Origin of the sequence: Candidatus Formimonas warabiya (genome assembly GCF_002777255.1) — a bacterium.
GTDB lineage: Bacteria > Bacillota > Dehalobacteriia > Dehalobacteriales > Dehalobacteriaceae > Formimonas > Formimonas warabiya.
In genome coordinates, this window is the sequence record NZ_CP017634.1 from 1,000,240 (window position 1) to 1,018,125 (window position 17,886).

Consider the following 17,886-nt stretch of genomic DNA (forward strand, 5'->3'; position numbering starts at 1 on the left):
TATGCAAATGTCTTTTCATCTCTGGCCATGCGGGGCCACGACCGCCCCGATGAAGAGATCCTTCATAATTATCGCAAGTTTCAGGAGTGGTGGGATGAATACACCCGGGATCCGGAGATAGGGGAAAATCCGTACAAGAAATATAGCCAGGGATTTAGTACACGAGGTTAAATATCTTTCTGACACGAGCAGGAAAAATGCAAGTATAAAGGAATATTTAGGGGTGAAAGGAGGTTCTATTTTGGAAAATCTTTTAGCATATATTTTGTTACTTGCTCCTGGCCTTGTAGTTATGCTAATCAATGAAAGAGCTGGCTCTCATCCTGCCTCTAAATATACTAATACAGAAAAAATTGTAATGGCGGTATTGTTCTCGGTTCCAGTTTTTATTCTGAATCTAGTGTTACTTGGATTCAAAAATAGAAATATCGGGGAGGCAAGTGCGACTGGGTTATTAATAGAAATTCAATCATTGGGAAATTTGTTATTTTATTCAATTACAAGTATTTTATTTTCTTTCCTTGTGTGCTTATGTTGGCATACCTTTGTTAAGAGAGAATTGGTTGTCGATTTTATTAACAAGTTAAGAAAGACTGGAGATAAAGCGGAAGTCAATGAAGGTAATTTGGTTTGGGAGGATGCCTTTCATGGCGCCGAGAGACAGGCAGTAAGGGTCACTATTAAAGACGCAAGGTTTTATGGAAGTCCTGTTAATATGTCTGAAATCATTTCAGATGAGCGGTGTTTGCTACTTGATGATTCAGAAATAATTAGGGATATCGTAGAACGGTACAATATCCCTGTAAAAAAGGTTTATGTTGATACAAAGTCAGGTGTTGCTGTTGAAATATTTGATTCTAACAAGTTCGTTGAAGCTTATTATAGGGGTCGCTATATAAAATATTAGTTATTTATTTTCCTGGCTTTTTGCCGGCGTGATCGGAGGAACAATACTATCCTTCTTTACTGAGAAGTTTTCATGTTGCTTTATCCCTGAAAGGTCTCCTGTGCTTTTTTGTATTGTCTGCTGTTGATCTTGTTTTGGTATAGGCGGTATAATGCTTGATTTTGTTACTGATTCTATACATTTCTCTAGCTTGTTTTTCTCTGATGTTTTATTTGTTTCATCTGCCATAAGGCTTCACCTCCTTCCTGACGTATGATCCTGTCAACTCATATTTCGACAGGAAGGAGGTAATTCCTGTAAAAGATTGAATTGGGCAACAGGATAAATTTCCCTTCTGTCGAAAATATAAGCAGAAGGGAGGTGAGTTCTGTATGGAGCGAGATGCAAAGCAAACAGTATTATTGGCTATATATACTGAGTATCAAAAAGATATACCTGATATGGAAAATGCAATAAAAGCTGCAAACCTTGGTTTAGAGAAAAATGTATTTAAAGTTGCTTTAGATAAACTTGAGAATGAAGGATTAATCAACGGGGTTGAATTCAGAAGGGGCGGGAATACAGCGATACCTCTGACGGCTTTAACAACATATATAAAAATAACTCCTATTGGCATAAGATACGTGGAAGACAAGCTGAATATTGATGGAGCATCGACTGGGGAACAAAAAGTAAAAGGATTATTAAGTAGGTTTACTGAGTGGGGATGGGAGCAATTAAAAGATGTGGCAGCCAGAACACTGGCAGAAATGGCAAAGAATTAATGGGTGCCGCCAGGCTCTTTTTGTTTGTCGTAAAGTGTCGGAATTTTGGGTAAGGATTTTGCCTCCCTGTGGCGAAATAAGGGGGAAGAAGGGAGGCGAAGAAATGCCAATATGTGTATCAAGAGAAGACTATCCAAATATAACAGAAATTTGGGGACATGGGGAAAATACAATTGTTGTAAATACAACTGACGGAAGACGTGTAAAAATTACTGCTGCGCATAATATACGTAGTGGAGCAATTCCAAATTATTATGCTGATTACGAAGAAGTAAGAGAAATTGAGATTGACGGTGAGACGTTAGAAGTTTGGGTAGATGCTCATTATCCTTGGCAAGATGGAGATACTGTTGAGGACTGTTTATTAGGTGCATTGGTTTGGGTTAATAGCGGCGAGAAGGACAATTGAGAAGCACGAAATGAGTTGATTGAGTTGAAACGTATTCTAATCAAAGAGTCCTCCGGGCTCTTTTCTTTTGTCGTAATATGTCGAAATTTTTGTCAAGGAAAGTCGCATTTTATGTTGAATAATAGTGATAACCGGAAAATATCTTTAAAACTCAATAGTATTGCTTGCGATAGGCTTAATTTTTCCATATTTGGTTGACTTTTTCTTTGGCTAATAATACTATTCTATAGAGAGGTTCAATATGTGGCAAACTGTTAAGAATTTCCTCTTACAGTACTCTTTAAAAGATTATATTGAGGCAATAATTGCAATATTGGTAGGGTGTTCTGCTTTGTATAGTGCCAGAATTTCAAAGAAAGTAGAAGAAGGAATCACAAAAATTACCGATATTCAATATTATAATAAAAGCAGAAAAAAATTAGCTGGAAATTTAAAAGAATGCGAACGGTTTTTTTCTGATAAGGATATTAAAATTGACTTAACAGTAATTTCCAAAACCCAAAAGGCAATACAAGATTTACGAGTATATTCTATAATATTTAATAAGAAAGAGCAGAAAAAGCTAAATCAGGTATTAAAGTTAATTAATGAGAATGAGAGTAATTATGCAAATGCGGAAAGAACCCAAATTTTAGAGATTATTAATGCATTTATTGCAAAGCTTGAGAAGGGGGATATATTGTTATGAATGTAACCAATAAAATTAAGGAGCTAATTGAGAGTTTAACTGCCTTGACAAAACAAAAAAAGATTGAATGGAATACCATTGCTGAGTATATGGAAGAAAATAGGAATGAAGTTCTGCGGTATCTGATTATTAATAATAACCGGTATTATGATAGTAATTGGAGGGAACCACATCTAAACGAATACTATTCTTATTGTGCGCCATTTATGGAGGGACTTGTATATATATTTATGTATCATAATTATCCCTCAGAAAGTAGATATTTTATTTTGAGTGTACAGAATAAAAAAGTTAGTCAGATTATTCCTTTAAACACGGCCGAGACTTTCCAAAATGAATTGGAAAACCTTGTATTTTATATAAGTAACGAATTTGACAATATAGATTCATTTGTGGATTTGATTATTGCCAAAGGAAAATCTCCCGAGTAATTGAAATCAATTAACAACATGATGGATAAAAGAGGCAATAAATACAGAAAAATATGTGATGAAAGACGAATATCAAGCCACCAAAAATATATTCAGCATCTGAATGGCCTATCCATTAAATATGGTGTCCCTAAAAATATATTAATTGGAATATATTTCATAGAGACAAGCTTTCGCCCTTTATATTTTAGGATTTGTGAGTATATATTTGTTATTTTGGGGGTCTTGTTAAATTTTGCATTTAAAGTACCTTTAAAAAATTATACCATTGGAAGATGTCAAATTGGTATTTCATCAATTTTAATTTTTTCAGGGAAAGATATTTATAAACATAGTCGATATATAAAAAAGGTCAGCAAGTCAGACTTCTTAAATATTGTCAAGGCTATGCATTATAAAAGAAACCTTGAGATTTCCGCATTAATAGTTCGTAGACTATATGTTAAATCTTTTAAAACTGCAAATAACTATAACAACCAATTACGCCACATTGGAGAAAATTATAATGGGCGATATTCTTATGGATTGTTATTGGATGAAATAGTAAGCTGTTTGGATAAAAGAAATAAAGTTAACAAATTAATGAAACGTCCCGATACGAAAAATTCCATAATAGTGGAACGCAAATAACCAGACTAAAAAGCACCCATGCGGGTGCTTTCGTTGTTGAAAGGGGGAATTATTTTAATCACACTGCTATCATCTGTTTTAGCATAGGGTATTGATTCATGATATCTTTACCCCCGAAGAATAGTTCATAAGATATCCCGGCCTCATTGTAGGTTAGCTGGATCAGATTGCCATTTGCCGGATTACTTCCTGACATGGCAGCACCTGCAAAGGCTCCGGCGGGACCGAGGAGTAAACCGCCGAGCGCGGCTCCGGCGAGTACATTGCTGGAATCAGAGTGTGGGATGAATTTGATTTCCTTAATATCAGTTTTCAGAAGTTCAATGTCGTGAATTAGGAGGTTATTATTTTGAGGCTTGACGTAAATAAGTTTCGGTCCCTTTAATTTAGGGTGACCGCCCAGGTAATATATTTGGAGCCGGGTATTTTTATTCTTATAATAGTCAATAATTTTGTATATACCTACTGCAATAAAGGCTAAAGAAACAAACAGTGCAAATATCCAGGACTCCATTAATAACCACCTCCAAAAAGGGAATTTCACTATATTATTCTTCTTTTGGCCCATTTTACCTTTCTATTAATAATATTTTTTAAACAGGCGTAAATTGCCTGTTTTAATTTTTGCCTAAAAATATAAGGAGGTGATACCTTGTCAGAGGCAGTTCTACAGGCTACCATCCGTGCTTTTGACGAATTTTCTGCTTTGTTTCAAAAGTTTCAGCAAGAACTGCAAAAAACTGAACAGGCTGAGAAGCAGGTAGAGACATCTACGGTAAGTGTAAACCAGGCAATGGGAGAATTGGTCAAAGCAAAGAATAGGGCTCGGGAAGCAACAGAGAGCTTCAACAGGATCTTAGCAGAGATGGCCCGAGGAGAAAAGCAAGGGATAGACATCACTAAACAGTTTGATGCAGCTTTCACGGAATTTGTTGCTGCAGAAAAAGCGGTGGAGCAAGAAACAAATCGACTGAATCAAGTATTTGCACAAAATGGGGTTGCAGGGAAGCAGGCCCAGACGGCTCTAAAGCAAGTCGATCAAGCGTTAGATGGTGTCGATAATCAAGCAAAGCAGGCTCATAGATCCACATCGGACTTTTTGCAGACTATAGGCCAGCTAGGGGCCTTGTATTCTTTTAAGCGCGGGCTGGAAGAAGTCCTAATAACGGGTAGAGAGTTTGAACGTACTATCACACAAGCCCAAGTTATTGTCGGAGATTTTAGCGATACTTTAGAAGAGTCTGCCATGTCAATGAAAGATAGTATTTTTCTACCGCGCCAAGTTGCAGAAGCATACCGGGAATTGGGAGCTGCGGGACTTGAAACTAATGAGGTATTGATGTCCAGTCCGGACATAATGAATTTCGCAACCGCGGCCATGATCGACATGACCAGTTCGGCAGAAGCAACAATCGCTGCAGTAAAGGGGTTTAATCTTTCTTTTGAACAGTCTGAGGATGTTGTTGATGCCTTCTCGGTGGCCATGGACAAGACAACATTGGCAGGAGAAGATTTTGTCCGTGCCCTGGCTTCTGTAGGTCCTGTGGCTGGCGGATTGGCGAAACAGTCCTTAGAAGATACTTTGAGCTTAGTGGCTGCATTAAAGGATATGGGGGCCTCTGCGGAAGACTCATCAACCTCGGTCCGTAGTATGCTTCTCCAATTAATAAATCCTACAAGAGAGGCACAGGAAACTCTGGAAGCTTTAAGTATTTCACTTTATGATTCAGCTGGGAACATGAAATCTCTTCCGGATATCATCGCCCAATTTGAAGTTGCTCTGGCGGGCTACAATGAGAGATCAAGGCAGTTAATCATGACAACTGTAGCTGGAAGTGATGGAATTAGGGCATTAGCTGCAGGATTAAGTATGGGAAGCGATAGACTTAAAGAGCTATCCCGGGCAATGGCAGAAGGTCAAGGAAGAGCCGCTGAATATGCCAGCATCATGGGGGACACATTCGATGGAAGCGTTCGGAAAGCTGCGGCGAGTTGGGAACGCCTCAAGATCGCAATGTTTGAAAGTGCTTCTCCAAAGATAATGGATTTACTAAATGGAATTACTGCTCTGGTAGATGGCTTTAATTCCCTTGATGAATCAACGCAAAAAGTAATTGAATCCTTAGTCGGCAACGGCGGTTTTATAGTAGCTTTAGGATTAGCAACGGCAATGCTCAGAACATTTCTCATAACTCTTGGGCTGGCAGCAGGACCAGCAGGAATAGCTGCATTGGTTACCACTGGGTTAATTGCTTTAACAGGGGTAATTATAGGAATTACAGGAGCTCAGCAATCAGCCAAGCAAGCCCAGGACGAGGCCAACAAATCCCTGGCCGAGTACCAAAAACTGATCGCCGGCACGGCCACCACCGAAGAAATTAAAAACCTTGACACGCGGATCGAGAAGCTAAAGGAGTTGACCCAGCGGTACGATGAGTTGAAAAAGAAAATGTCTGAGCCAACAACAAAAATGGTTGAACCGACTGGTGAAGTAGAAATAGTTGCTTTTGGACGTGGCGGGGGAGTAGCACGTACGGTAGCAGACGGGATGCGAGAGGTAAACGCCGAACTTGAAAAGCTGGGACTGACCTACGAAAAGGCCCAGGAGGTTATTGCCGCCTACAGTAGGGAGCAGGAAAAGGCGACCCTTCTCGACTACCAGTCAGCTGTGGCCACGGCGAACAGCACGATACAGAAAGCCCTAGATGCCAAGGCGACATCGTCACTTATGAACGAATACCTGAGGCTCACGGCCAACGTCAAGTCCGATACAGACGTCGCGAAGCTGTCGATCCAGACTAAGGCGCGCCTTTCCACGGTTGTGGACCAGCTCTCCGGAAGTTACGGCTACCTGGTTAGCGCCATCGATGGACACGGGAAAGCAATGCTTCTTGACCGTGAGGGAGTCCAGCGACAGATTGACATCACCAGCGGACTTGCCCAAGCAGAAATGGCTGAAGCCCGGACATCTATGGAGACCCAGCGACAGAAAACCCAGGTGGTGATCGAAGAAACAAAAACCCGCTTGAAAGTGTTACTCGAAGAACAGAACTCACTGTTTAAAGGCCAGCTTAATTATGGTGATGCATTCGTTACGGTACACCGCATGGAAGATATACAGGCTATTCCAGGTCTCCAGGAGCAGTTGAACCAGGCCCAGCAGGCCGCCCTGGCTTACGAAAAAGCCATCAGCGCATTGAATAACATGAAGCCTGTGAACCTTGGTGGCATTTCCGGCGCCGGCACAAAGACGTGGACGCCGCCAGAGACCGATAAAAAATCCAGCAGCGAGAACAAGGGCCTGGAAGAGGCGAAAGGGAAAATTGAATATATAACCAGTATTCTTTCTCCATTCAAAGATGCCACTGAAGCGGCCGCAAATGCCGTGTCTATACTTGGAGCAAAGGAACAATATCTTTTTCAGGTCATGGAGAGCGGGCAGGGCACCCTGCTGAAAGCGGCTGAGCTGAATAAAATTCGCATCGACCAGGTTGGCCAGTTGGGGGCCCAGCAGCAGGCACTACATAAAGAAAATAATGAGTATGAATATCAACTTCAAAAATTACGGGAATTGGAGCAGGCATACAAGGCTGCCAACAACCCTGAAGCTGCCAAGGAAGTCAGGTCCGAAATAGATAACATCACCCGTAGCATCGCCCAGAACTCCCAGGCATGGTGGCAGTTAGAGCAGACGCAATTCCAGATCAACCAGAAGATCGCACAGGAGCAGGAGAAGAAATACAATGATGCCTATCAGCAGGCAATGGATCTGATGCGTCACGAAATAAATATGGCCAGTATGAGCGCTGATCAACAGATTGCCTATCTTGAAAAGGTCCGGGAGCGGCATGAATGGACTGAACAGCAAAAATGGCAGCTGGAGGAACAACTTTATAATCTCCGTAGGCAGCAGCTGAGCAAATACCTGGAGAAACTGGATGAGGCTTATCAGGATCAGGTTGATGATATTAACAAAAAAGTAGAAAAGAAGATTGAGAAGCTCCAAGATCAGATCGATTCTCTCGATGAGGAGGACACCTCCTCCGACCGGGAGGAAACCGAACGCCAGCATAACCAAAAGATCGCCGACCTCCAGGAAGAGTATAACTACCATGATTTGCGCACCGGGAAAGAGCATGAAGAAAAGAAAAACGAGATCCTGGAGCAGATCGCGGAAGAGAACCACCAATGGGAACTGCAGCAGCAGAAGTGGGAGAGGGAAGATCAAAAGAAGCACCTGCAGGAGCAGATCGACCAGACTCGGGAATGGGGCGAAGAGGAAAAAGAAGAGCTTCAGGAGCACTACGACGAAGCCCAGAAGATTGCGGAGGAGAGTATTCTGGATACCATTGCCGCCTTGGCTGCAACGAATCCAGAGTGGCAAAAAACTGGTGAGGACCTCATTGATGCTCTCATAGAGGGCCTAGAAACTGGAGATTACAGCGGAATTAGGCGGGATCTGGAGAGGATCAAGGAAGAGTTTGAAGAGACCTTTCCAGGCGTTGACCCGGATGTTCCTGATAATGAAGATGAGGATGAAGACGAAGACGAGGGAAGCAGCGGAGGCGGCAAAAAGAAGCTTATCGCAACCATAACCCCTGATAAATATGAAATAATCAATAATCAGGCAGCCATGGCCGCAAGGGCATTGGGCGACATCCTTAATAAGAAAGTTGAATGGAAGAATGGCCAGGTCGTCATCGGGGGGGAAGAAGTGGATACGCTGAAAAATGTCAACGGGACCGCCTATGTGTCCATTAGGGAGGCTGCTGAGGCATTGGGCTACACTGTTGACTGGAATAAGTCGGATGGCGTGAAGATTTACAAGGCGGCTCTTGGGGGGATCTTTACTCAACCATCATTGGCCATGATCCGGGAAGCCGGCGAGGATGAAGCGGTGCTGCCCCTGAAAATGCTGCAGCCCATGATCGATGAAGCTATGCAGAAGGCCATGGCTGTTGATCTGTACGAAGCTATCCGGAGAGAAGTACTCCCTAAATTAATCATATCCGGATTCGGAACCGGGGGAGCTGGGGCGGGGGGCGTCATATATCAGAACAATTACAACGCCCCGTTGTATGGCACAGATAAAACCTATATCAACGACGAGACTGATGCCAGGCTGGTCGCCCGGGAGATTTACGGGCTGCAGCAGTCAGCACTCCGGGTGAGGGGAGCAAAGGGGAAATAAAGGGGGGATGATCCTTGGCAGAAGGTTTCACTTTTAACGGGATACACAGCAGCACATTCGGGCTATCCGTCCTAAGCAAAGAGGATCCTGTACTGCCTCCCATTAAAGACTACAAAGAAGAAATCCCAGGTATGGACGGTGCCTGGGATTTTGGCTGTGATTATGGGCCTCGGCCGCTTGCGTATGTAATTGCATTTAAAAAGGATTCCAGGCCGGATATAAGGTCCGCTATCCGGCAGATTGCCGCATGGCTAAACCCGAAGGCGGGATCTAAGCCCTTAATCGACGATGAGGAGCCCGATAAGTACTACATGGCCCGGGTGACGGGGAACATTCCCCTGGAACACTTGATGAACACGTACCGGGAGGTAACGGTCAACTTTATCGCATACGATCCCATGGCCATGAATGATTGGATTACCTGGGATCAGATCGTTGACTCCGGTGCCTTCGTGATTAATAACCCGGGTACCTATGAAATGGCGCCAGTGATCACTATCACGGCTCTGGACGGCGGGATGCCAGGGGATGTAAATTTAACCGGGGGATACGATCCGGCCGAGGCGGTGGTGGATACGATCACAGACCCGGTTATCACCCTAGGAGGTAAAACAATCCAGTATGCCGGAGTGATTGCCTTAAACAAATCTCTGATCATTGACTGTTTTAAGAAGCAGGCTTCTTATGACGGGTTAAACGCTGCCACGGCTATCTCGGGAAGCTTCCCGGTCCTTCGGCCGGGCAACAACATATTAACTGTGACCGACTCTACCAGCACCAACGGGGCAAGGGTAAGGGTTCAATATCGTGGGAGGTGGTTATAATGACTCAGTATGCTCAACCTTTAAATCAGGATCAAAACACCAAATTAACGAGCTCTTTCTGGGATGCAAATGTGACCAAGTGGGTCCAGGCTACCCAGGGATATGCCTTAAACACGGGGGGAATTCTGGTCCCTCTGAAAAGTGATGACTCGGGCAATCTGAAAAATGATGTCATTGACCGGGCGGCGAGACTACTTGGAAAAATCACATCAGATGACGGCGCCATTGCCACACTGGGAGCATTGGCGAACGCGGCAGTAACGGATCCGACTGCAAGCGGCAGCGTTGTGGCCCTGCTGAAAGGAGCCCTGACAGACTTGGGACAGATTTCCGATGCAGTGGTGACGGCCGGGGCCACCGGGTCCCTGAGTGCAAAGATTCGAAGGTTATCCACGGATCTCAATGACCTGCTCACACGAATCGGCGAGGTGCAGGCTAGCCCCACGGCAAATACTGCCTTGGACAGGCTAAAAACATTGGCCACAGTATTGGGAACAGTGGCCGATGCCGCTGTCACTGATCCGGCAGCTTCCGGAAGTCAGACCGCACTTTTAAAGGGAATAATCAAGCAGTTTCAGGGGGCAGGCAGCGGAGCTGCACCCGTAAAGCCGGTAGGTAATGATAGCCTCCTTCAGGGCAACCTCATCCTGACCGGGGCCGCCCAGCAGCTTAATGCCGCCAGTGTACCAAGCAAGATCGTAACACCCCAGGCTCATCCGGAGAATAAAGGATATGTCTACGTTGGGAAATCGGATATTAACCCTAACACACCAGTGTATATGTTTGTTCTTTCCCCTGGCAGCAGTATTACCGTTACCTGCTCAAACCTTAATTTGCTTTGGGTTTGGGGAACGGCCGGAGAAAAGCTATCCTACGGGGGTGAAGTCTAATGGTCAGCAGACTCGATTATGTCCCGATCCCGGACCTCTCGGCCCAACAAGCTTTCTTCGCCCGGAATGTCTTAAACCCCCGAGAACGCAACAAAGTTATGGCCTCCGTTGCTGGGGCAGTGGGAAATGTAATCCCCATTCCCACGGATGCCATGAGAGATTATATGCAAATGCTCATCAAAGGACAAACATTAAAGCCTGAAACTCCGTATACACCAAGTACGTGGGTAGAATGGTCAAAATCTTCAGGAGTAGTAGCAGATTTAACCGGACTAACCATTCCTGCTGATTTAAGTGTAGATAAAGAAATAGTATTAGGAGTTCATATGAAACCTAATACAAAGTATGGTTTATTGTATGTATTGGTGTCAAATAGCTTGGCGAGTTGCTCGTCTAGGCTTTATAGTCTTACAGATTCTGCAGTATATTTAATAGATTCTGCTTCACCTTTAGGAAATAGAAAAAATACTTTCACAACAAGCGCTTCTTTGTCTTCTAATGGCAATTTTAGATGGCGCGTAAATTCTGGAGGATCTGGAGAAATAAAAATAAAAGATATACGTGTTTTTGAGCTTCCTAGTGGTAGCGAAATTGAAACTGATTTTACAAATTTAACTGCAGATCAACTTGCAATAAAGTACCCATTTATAACGGGAGATATATGTAGTGTTCAGGCATTAATGGCTCGAGGTATTGGAAAGAATTTAACGAAAAACGATGTGTCTTCTTTTGTTGCTCCTGATCAGAGTTCATATTCACATAATGTAACATTCAATCCAAATGGAACCATCACACTTAACCCGACTGGATCAGTAGGCACTTATGCGCATTTAGTTCAAAGAATTAATGGATCAGATAACAAATTGATTAGACAAAATTCACTCAGAGTTTTTCCAAGTACATCATATAAATTATGTCTTTATTTCGATTCGGCCGATAATGGTAAAGTAATATCAACATTAATATTGAGACAATCAGATGATTTTACAAGTACTGTAGGCACAGCAACGGCTGGTACCGAAATTAGCAAAACTGTTACTGATGGTAAAATAGTATATAACATGACAACTCCTATTGACGTAAAAAAATATATTGGTCTCCAACCAAGATGTAATGCTTCTCTAACATTAACTCATATTGCTTTGTTTCGAAGTGATGTAATAGATACTACTTTTGAAGCTCATGCAGAAACTTTTGCAATTAGTCCAATAATTTTACGTCGTATTGGGACTGTGGCAGATATTTTTGATCCTGTTACAGGTGTTCTCTCAAAAAGAATTGGGGATCCTGCAAATTTACCTGGAAATTTAAACTGGGCACATCACAATAACTATTCAGGATATAAAGCTGCAAGCGTAGCTAATTTTATAACTAGTCTTGGCGGGATACCTAATGCCTATTCAGCAGCAAAAGCCGGAGAAGTATATAGATATGATAATTATCTTGCTAATTGGGGCGCAGCATCTGATGGGGCTTATAATTTTAACTTTGTTAATGGAACTTTTTACTTAACAGTTCCAAATAGTGAAACGGGATTTTCTGAAGATATGGTCCCTATATCAAATGAATGGAAAGCTTATTTTTATGGTTGGCGTATGTGCAACCCAGATGGTTCCGTTCCTTGGGATGGCATTCAAACAAAATCATGGAAAAAAATTACTGATGGTACAGGAATAACTAGTGTATTACCAACTGCATCATATACTGGATATCTTCCTTATCGTGTATTTTGTCAACTTGTTAACCCAATTATCACTCATTTTCAGCCTCAGCCTCTTTTTGCGCAGCTTTATGGAGTTTTAATTATAGAACCAGTTATTCGGGATTGTAAGAAACCGGTCGCAGGAACCGGCAAGATCACCGTCACTGACGCCTCCGCGCCGATAGATAGCATTAGGAAGGTTGAGCGGGTGGATATGCTTGGTGGTCTTGTCCGATATGTGGATGTGACCAGCAGTTGCACGATCACGGACTCAGGGACGACTCTTACGATCACCGGCTTCGACCCGACCAAACAGTATGTGTATGAATGCGGCATCACGTCCTGGTACTCGTGCCTCCCGACGATCGACTATCAATATCCCCAAGCCGACTATGTTAAGTTTGATACGGCATCCCATGACTACCAGGCGGCAGCCGCAGACTGGACGCTATCGGATGCAGAACAGAAATGCTTACTGCTTACATTAACCAATGCGGGGGCGGCAGTAAATATCATTGCAAAAGATTTAGAGGGCTGGCCTCACGCAGTGAGAAATCTATCAGGGCAAGCGGCTACGATCAAAAAGAGTGGTGGAACTGGTGTAGTAATAGCAGCAGGTAAAACAGCATGGGTTATTCATAACGGAACTGACTATGTAAGATTAACGGCGGATGCCTAAAGAAAAGGAGAGGATATTATGCAAATTAAACTTAAGGTAGCAAAGATCACTTATAACGAGGACGGCACAGTAACAACAAAACTTACCACGGAGCTGGCCGGGGCAGTCGAAGGAGCAACTCCTTCAGGTGCTCTTTTTATCACAGTGCCCTCCCAAGCGGACCAACCAGAGAGTTTGACTTATGGAGCTGAACTGAACAGTGACCTAGCCCCATTCGTGGACCTCACGCCTCCAGAGCCGCCGGAGGCACCGGGAGAATGATCTCCCAGCAACGAATCGTATTTAACAAAGGACTGATCTATAACATAAGCTTTAGACCTAAAGATATTTCCCATGACTCCGATATATTTATTTGAGGGGGGTGGCAGATACATGAAAAAAGTGGTATCAATGAATGAGCTAATATGGGGTACATTATTTTCAACAGTAATCGTGATGGAAATAATTGTCTTATTCATTGAAACTACTTTAAATACATTTTATTTGTTCTTAATAATGGCTAGTATTATTTTATTAGAGTGGTTGATAATTTTTTTGATTCTTAAGTATGTTTTAGGTAAAGGATTACCATTAGATTCTATTCTTAGTCCATTCGGATTTATTGAACCACATGTAGGAAGAAAATGTCGTAAAAATATTTTTTATTTCGAAAAGGTTTGTCTTGAGATTACTATTATTGCTATTCAGAAAAAGAAAGATATCCTTATTGATTCATGGTTAATATCAAAGCGAAATCTAGAGAAATATTTTGGAAAATCGGTAGAATATTTTGGACCTACTTGCATCCAAAAATTTGTAAATTGGATTAATAGGGTAACCTTTCAGCGAAAAAATAGGAAGAAATGTATCCGATGTGTTATTCACACTAATGCGCTTACAAGTGAACAAATAGGGGTAATTGATGCAAAACTTAAAGAATTAGAAGAGAGAAATAATTAACAGTACAGACAATAGAGCCGAAAGGCTCTATTTTGTTTGGAGGTGATGCCTAATGCTAGCAGCAGAGTACATGGAAGTGCTTAATATCAATGATTCCCGTTCCGCCTTCCTCAGCCCATCTTCTGATGGGGTAAAACAGGCCAGACTGAAACGGGTAGTCAACGGGGAATGCGAACTGAAGTTCATCCTCCCCCGCACTTCGGAGAAGTGGGCCTATATTGATGGCTTGCACAAGATCAGGGTCAATGGCCATATCTTTTGGATCGTCGGGACCGAGGAGGAGAGGGATCAGCAGGGGAGGCTGCTCTCAAACGTCCAATGTGAAGAGATCTGGGTCAAGGACCTGGGGGCTAAGAGAGCCAATTACCTAACGGTTGAGATCCTCAGCTCCACAGCTGAAAATGCCTTGACAACTCTTCTGGCCGGTACCGGGTGGTCCATAGGATTAGTTACTGTGGGCACCGACCTTCACGATCTGGAGACCGAAAAGGGGACCTGTCTATCGAACCTTAAAAAGGTCCAGGAGCTCTGGGGCGGAATTCTCGATTTCAACAGCGCCGAAAAGAAGGTTAATCTATTCGCTGATGCCGACTTCGGGCAGAATCGTGGGGTGCAGTTCCGGTACGGGAAGAATCTTAAATCTATTTCCCGGAAGATTGATTACAATGTGATAACCAGGCTTTTCCCATTCGGCAAGGATGACCTTGACATCAGCTCAGTAAACGAAGAGCATCTGTACATTGATAACTTCCAATATACAACCGAGGTATGGGAGGATAACTGGGTCAATCAGGACTATGATGACCCGGCCGAACTTAAGGCGAAAGCTATTGAGTATCTTGACACAATATCCCGACCCCGGGCAAATTACGCTGGCGAAGTAGATGATCTTTCCTCCCTCACGGGCTATGAAGTAGAGTCCTTTGAATACGGAGACTGGATCACTATATTTGATCCGGACATTGCCCCCACCGGCATTTTAAATCGGATATATCAATATGAGTATGACGTGTTCCAGCCATGGGATGCCGATGTAGAATTCGGCGATCCACAGGAGACCCTGGCTGACATCCTGGCCGGCCACCAGGTGGCAGCTGAGGTCGTGAATAACGTGGTAGTTAAGAACCCTACGCTTCAGAACCTGTTTAAGGGGTTCGTCAATACCTTTACGACTCTCATCAATTCCGCAAACGGTAAACTTAGGTGGGAGAATGGGGTACTTGAGGCAATTGAGGTAGATGGAAGCGGTAATGAAACCGGCCAGCGGGTCCGGTTGACACCCGGGGGGTTAGGCATCAGTGAGGATTTTGGACAAACATATGTTACAGCTGTTACAGGTCAAGGCATACTTGGGGATAAGGTTATCGCTAATTCGGCTTATGTGCTTAGAATTTTGACTGGTGGTATCTCAATCCAGGACGGCCTCTCGGACGATCAGATTGCCGGCGCCGGCACATGGAATGCAGCTGCAACGATTGCTGCCAATTCCGTACAGAAAGGGGTGCCCTATAACAGCGTGTCGATTACCCCGCTGGATGGGATCTTAGCTGCTTTGGCAAATGGAAACTATACTCGCCTTTCAGGATTAGGGCTAAAACATCAGATAGTTTTGTCGGCTACCTTAGCAAGTCCCGGAATGACCGATAGTGCAACTACAGCAACACTGACGTCAGACGTTTTACTACCAGCCCCATTTTCTCTCCAAATAGATAATGAAATCATGATAGTCAGGACAAAAAGCGGGACTTCTTTAAGTGATATATTAAGGGGCCAAAGTGGATCTACAGCAACAAGTCACAATGCAGAAACACCAATTCTGCTTATCAAGGATTACCACTTTTTGACAGAGATAAGTAGAGTATCAACGGTAGGAGGTGGGTCTCATACTTCTTCCCCATGGTGGGATGAATCAGACGTTTTGTCACAAGTCCCTATAATTACGATTCAGTTGCCTGAAGATTTCAAAGAAAAGATATTTAAAATATCTGTAGAACCACGCATGAGTGATGCAAATATGAATTATATGTTTGACGGATTTACTTTTGCAGGTTCAGGAAGCGCATACTGGCAATTAAGAAAAGTTATTTGCGAGGTAGTGGGGACGCCTGATTTTGTAAATGCAACCTTTCAAATTAAGGCATATGCTCAATTTAGACGGGGGACCTCGGTTACAACCACATCTTACGAAGGATGTTCCGGAATAGATGTCACTTATACCGTTACTGCATAAGTCCAGCTAAGAAAAGTCAAGCAAAAAAATAAAAAAGTTAGAAATATTATGCTGGGGCAAAAAAGGGTAACCTTAACAAAGCTTTTTCAGACATTGAAAAAAGCGCACCTTGGCAATGTATAAAAAATTATGTATGTTTATGCAGCATTCGTTAGCTTTACTGAATATTCTGCGCAATGCTTATGGTGGACTACTTTGTCAAGACAATTTTTTGACCCTGTTTAAGGTGTATTCACACCACCTTTCGCTCCTTGATAATTGTATATAATTGTAAGTTTATTTAAAAACGTATTGGTAATTCCGTTAATTATTTCCACTGGATTAGATATTATGTCAAGGGTCGGCTTTGCCGACAGCGAAGCTGCTTGCCCTTGACATGTTGATCAGCAAGACCCTTTTGTTTCCGGTCTGTTCATAACAGACCGGTTGCCTCCCGGCGAGGGCGGGGTGGTTTGGAGGGGCAGAGCCCTTCCAGGGTTTTAAGAAGTCATTTTTTAAAGTAAACTTCTGCCGGAGTAAGTTCCTTCAATGCTTGGTGTGGCCGGTATGTGTTGTAGCTTTCAAGATATCTTCCAATACCATACCTGGCTTCTCTAGGGCTTGCATAATCATTAATATATATTTCTTGGTACTTAACAGATCTCCATAATCGTTCTGTGAAAATGTTATCTAATGCCCGGCCTCTTCCGTCCATGCTAATTTGGATGCTACTATTTATCAGCGTATCTATATATCGTCTGGATGTAAATTGGCTACCCTGATCGCTATTGGCAATTACAGGTTTTCCGATTTTTAGACCTGCTTCCAATGCGGAAAGAACAAAATCAACTTCAAGGTTATCACTTAATTCCCATGAAACCACGTAACGTGAATACCAGTCCAGAAATGCTACAAGGTAAAGCCAGCCGCGTCGTAAGCGGACATAGGTAATATCAGTTCCCCAAATATGGTTTGGATAACTGGCGGTAATATTTCTAAGTAGGTATGGATAAACCTTATGTTCATGGTTTCTTTTGCTGAGGTTAGGACCAGGATGTATTGCAACCAAGCCCATTTCACGCATATATTTTTGAACCGTTGACCGACTAACCAAGTGTCCCTCTCGTTTTAAGACCGTCGTAATACTTCTCGAACCGAAATAGGGTGATTTAGTATAAATTTCGTCAATGGCATGCTTAAGCCGAATTTCCTCTTCTGATGGTGGAACTGGTTTATAGTAAAGACTGCTCCGATTGAGAGAAAGCATTTGAGCTTGCACAAAAACGGACATTTCGGGATCGTCAAAATCTACAAGGGCAATCCGTTCACTTCTTGGCAGGGTCGATCCCAGATTTTTTTTTAAGCCAATTGAATTGGGCGGTGACCTCTCCAAGCTGGGTATACAGATCTTGCACTTGCTTTTTTAGATCTTCTTTTTCGTCATCCTTCCTGCGTCCATCTGCAAGTATCTGAGGGAGCCCTTCAATTGCTTCTTTCTTCCAACTAGACAGCTGATTTGGATGTACTTCATATTCGGCAGCAAGCTGGGATATGGATTTTTCTTCCTTTAGAATTTCCAGTACAACCTTGGCTTTAAATTCTCCTGTAAATGTTTTTCGCATA

General features: G+C 42.9%; 16 protein-coding genes. 13 read left to right on the forward strand and 3 right to left on the reverse strand.

The genetic code is table 11. The annotated features are described in order from the left end of the window. Window positions 1-241: 241 nt before the first annotated feature. The gene (locus tag DCMF_RS04700; RefSeq protein ID WP_148133348.1) at window positions 242-907 is read left to right on the forward strand and encodes a DUF6338 family protein; all 666 of its coding nucleotides are present in this window, start codon (window positions 242-244) and stop codon (window positions 905-907) included. On the opposite strand, the gene DCMF_RS04705 is transcribed toward DCMF_RS04700, so the two are convergent. Continuing rightward, window positions 908-1,135 carry a hypothetical protein gene (locus DCMF_RS04705; protein WP_148133349.1) on the reverse strand — a complete coding sequence of 76 codons (228 nt, stop codon included), beginning with the start codon at window positions 1,133-1,135 and terminating at the stop codon, window positions 908-910. Between the two features lie 143 nt (window positions 1,136-1,278). Here DCMF_RS04705 and DCMF_RS04710 point away from each other — a divergent pair, with 143 nt between their 5' ends. From DCMF_RS04710 to DCMF_RS04730, 5 genes are all read left to right on the forward strand, one after another. Further along, window positions 1,279-1,671 (forward strand): YjcQ family protein, encoded by a 393-nt coding sequence (locus DCMF_RS04710; RefSeq protein ID WP_148133350.1) that lies wholly within the window; start codon window positions 1,279-1,281, stop codon window positions 1,669-1,671. A gap of 103 nt (window positions 1,672-1,774) precedes the next feature. Continuing rightward, window positions 1,775-2,080 carry a hypothetical protein gene (locus tag DCMF_RS04715; RefSeq protein WP_148133351.1) on the forward strand — a complete coding sequence of 102 codons (306 nt, stop codon included), beginning with the start codon at window positions 1,775-1,777 and terminating at the stop codon, window positions 2,078-2,080. A gap of 241 nt (window positions 2,081-2,321) precedes the next feature. Then, a complete protein-coding gene (locus DCMF_RS04720; RefSeq protein ID WP_148133352.1) occupies window positions 2,322-2,768 on the forward strand; it encodes a hypothetical protein in 447 nt (148 codons plus the stop codon). Continuing rightward, entirely contained in the window at window positions 2,765-3,199 is a 435-nt protein-coding gene (locus DCMF_RS04725; protein ID WP_148133353.1) for a hypothetical protein, read from the forward strand. The genes DCMF_RS04720 and DCMF_RS04725 overlap by 4 nt, the downstream gene beginning before the upstream one ends. Beyond that, window positions 3,200-3,829: a hypothetical protein gene (locus DCMF_RS04730; RefSeq protein ID WP_214659093.1), complete on the forward strand. Its 630-nt coding sequence runs from the start codon at window positions 3,200-3,202 to the stop codon at window positions 3,827-3,829. It begins immediately after the preceding gene. 58 nt (window positions 3,830-3,887) lie between these two features. Here DCMF_RS04730 and DCMF_RS04735 read toward each other — a convergent pair whose 3' ends face one another. Next, on the reverse strand, window positions 3,888-4,397 hold the full coding sequence (locus DCMF_RS04735) for a hypothetical protein (protein ID WP_214659094.1): 510 nt from the start codon (window positions 4,395-4,397) through the stop codon (window positions 3,888-3,890). Window positions 4,398-4,481: 84 nt separating this feature from the next. On the opposite strand from DCMF_RS04735, the gene DCMF_RS04740 reads away from it, so the two are divergent. The 7 genes from DCMF_RS04740 to DCMF_RS04770 all read left to right on the forward strand — a co-directional run bounded on the left by DCMF_RS04740 (window position 4,482) and on the right by DCMF_RS04770 (window position 16,284). Next, window positions 4,482-9,020, forward strand: a complete 4,539-nt coding sequence (locus tag DCMF_RS04740; protein WP_148133356.1) for a phage tail tape measure protein — start codon at window positions 4,482-4,484, stop codon at window positions 9,018-9,020. Between the two features lie 14 nt (window positions 9,021-9,034). Next, the gene (locus DCMF_RS04745; RefSeq protein WP_148133357.1) at window positions 9,035-9,844 is read left to right on the forward strand and encodes a distal tail protein Dit; all 810 of its coding nucleotides are present in this window, start codon (window positions 9,035-9,037) and stop codon (window positions 9,842-9,844) included. After that, window positions 9,844-10,734 (forward strand): hypothetical protein, encoded by an 891-nt coding sequence (locus tag DCMF_RS04750; protein WP_148133358.1) that lies wholly within the window; start codon window positions 9,844-9,846, stop codon window positions 10,732-10,734. Before DCMF_RS04745 ends, DCMF_RS04750 begins: the two co-directional genes overlap by 1 nt. 164 nt (window positions 10,735-10,898) lie before the next feature. Then, entirely contained in the window at window positions 10,899-13,115 is a 2,217-nt protein-coding gene (locus tag DCMF_RS04755) for a hypothetical protein (protein ID WP_214659095.1), read from the forward strand. Window positions 13,116-13,133: 18 nt separating this feature from the next. Next, complete coding sequence (locus tag DCMF_RS04760; RefSeq protein ID WP_148133360.1) at window positions 13,134-13,376, forward strand: hypothetical protein; 243 nt, start codon at window positions 13,134-13,136, stop codon at window positions 13,374-13,376. 111 nt (window positions 13,377-13,487) lie between these two features. Continuing rightward, complete coding sequence (locus DCMF_RS04765; protein ID WP_148133361.1) at window positions 13,488-14,054, forward strand: hypothetical protein; 567 nt, start codon at window positions 13,488-13,490, stop codon at window positions 14,052-14,054. Window positions 14,055-14,106: 52 nt separating this feature from the next. Continuing rightward, on the forward strand, window positions 14,107-16,284 hold the full coding sequence (locus tag DCMF_RS04770; RefSeq protein WP_148133362.1) for a phage tail protein: 2,178 nt from the start codon (window positions 14,107-14,109) through the stop codon (window positions 16,282-16,284). 487 nt (window positions 16,285-16,771) lie between these two features. Here DCMF_RS04770 and DCMF_RS04775 read toward each other — a convergent pair. Next, window positions 16,772-17,885, reverse strand: a protein-coding gene (locus DCMF_RS04775; RefSeq protein ID WP_148133300.1) for an IS3 family transposase whose coding sequence is annotated in 2 segments (ribosomal slippage) — window positions 16,772-17,614 and window positions 17,616-17,885 — 1,113 coding nt in all. Because the reading frame shifts where the segments join, the coding sequence is not laid out codon by codon here. Window position 17,886 lies beyond the last annotated feature (1 nt).

Excerpts from the sequence above, each read along its gene's own strand:
- DCMF_RS04705 (WP_148133349.1), bottom strand. The coding sequence starts at position 1,135 with ATGGCAGATGAAACAAATAAAACATCAGAGAAAAACAAGCTAGAGAAA.
- DCMF_RS04710 (WP_148133350.1), top strand. The coding sequence starts at position 1,279 with ATGGAGCGAGATGCAAAGCAAACAGTATTATTGGCTATATATACTGAG.
- DCMF_RS04715 (WP_148133351.1), top strand. The coding sequence starts at position 1,775 with ATGCCAATATGTGTATCAAGAGAAGACTATCCAAATATAACAGAAATT.
- DCMF_RS04720 (WP_148133352.1), top strand. The coding sequence starts at position 2,322 with ATGTGGCAAACTGTTAAGAATTTCCTCTTACAGTACTCTTTAAAAGAT.
- DCMF_RS04725 (WP_148133353.1), top strand. The coding sequence starts at position 2,765 with ATGAATGTAACCAATAAAATTAAGGAGCTAATTGAGAGTTTAACTGCC.
- DCMF_RS04735 (WP_214659094.1), bottom strand. The coding sequence starts at position 4,397 with ATGGGCCAAAAGAAGAATAATATAGTGAAATTCCCTTTTTGGAGGTGG.
- DCMF_RS04750 (WP_148133358.1), top strand. The coding sequence starts at position 9,844 with ATGACTCAGTATGCTCAACCTTTAAATCAGGATCAAAACACCAAATTA.
- DCMF_RS04755 (WP_214659095.1), top strand. The coding sequence starts at position 10,899 with ATGCAAATGCTCATCAAAGGACAAACATTAAAGCCTGAAACTCCGTAT.
- DCMF_RS04760 (WP_148133360.1), top strand. The coding sequence starts at position 13,134 with ATGCAAATTAAACTTAAGGTAGCAAAGATCACTTATAACGAGGACGGC.
- DCMF_RS04765 (WP_148133361.1), top strand. The coding sequence starts at position 13,488 with ATGAAAAAAGTGGTATCAATGAATGAGCTAATATGGGGTACATTATTT.
- DCMF_RS04770 (WP_148133362.1), top strand. The coding sequence starts at position 14,107 with ATGCTAGCAGCAGAGTACATGGAAGTGCTTAATATCAATGATTCCCGT.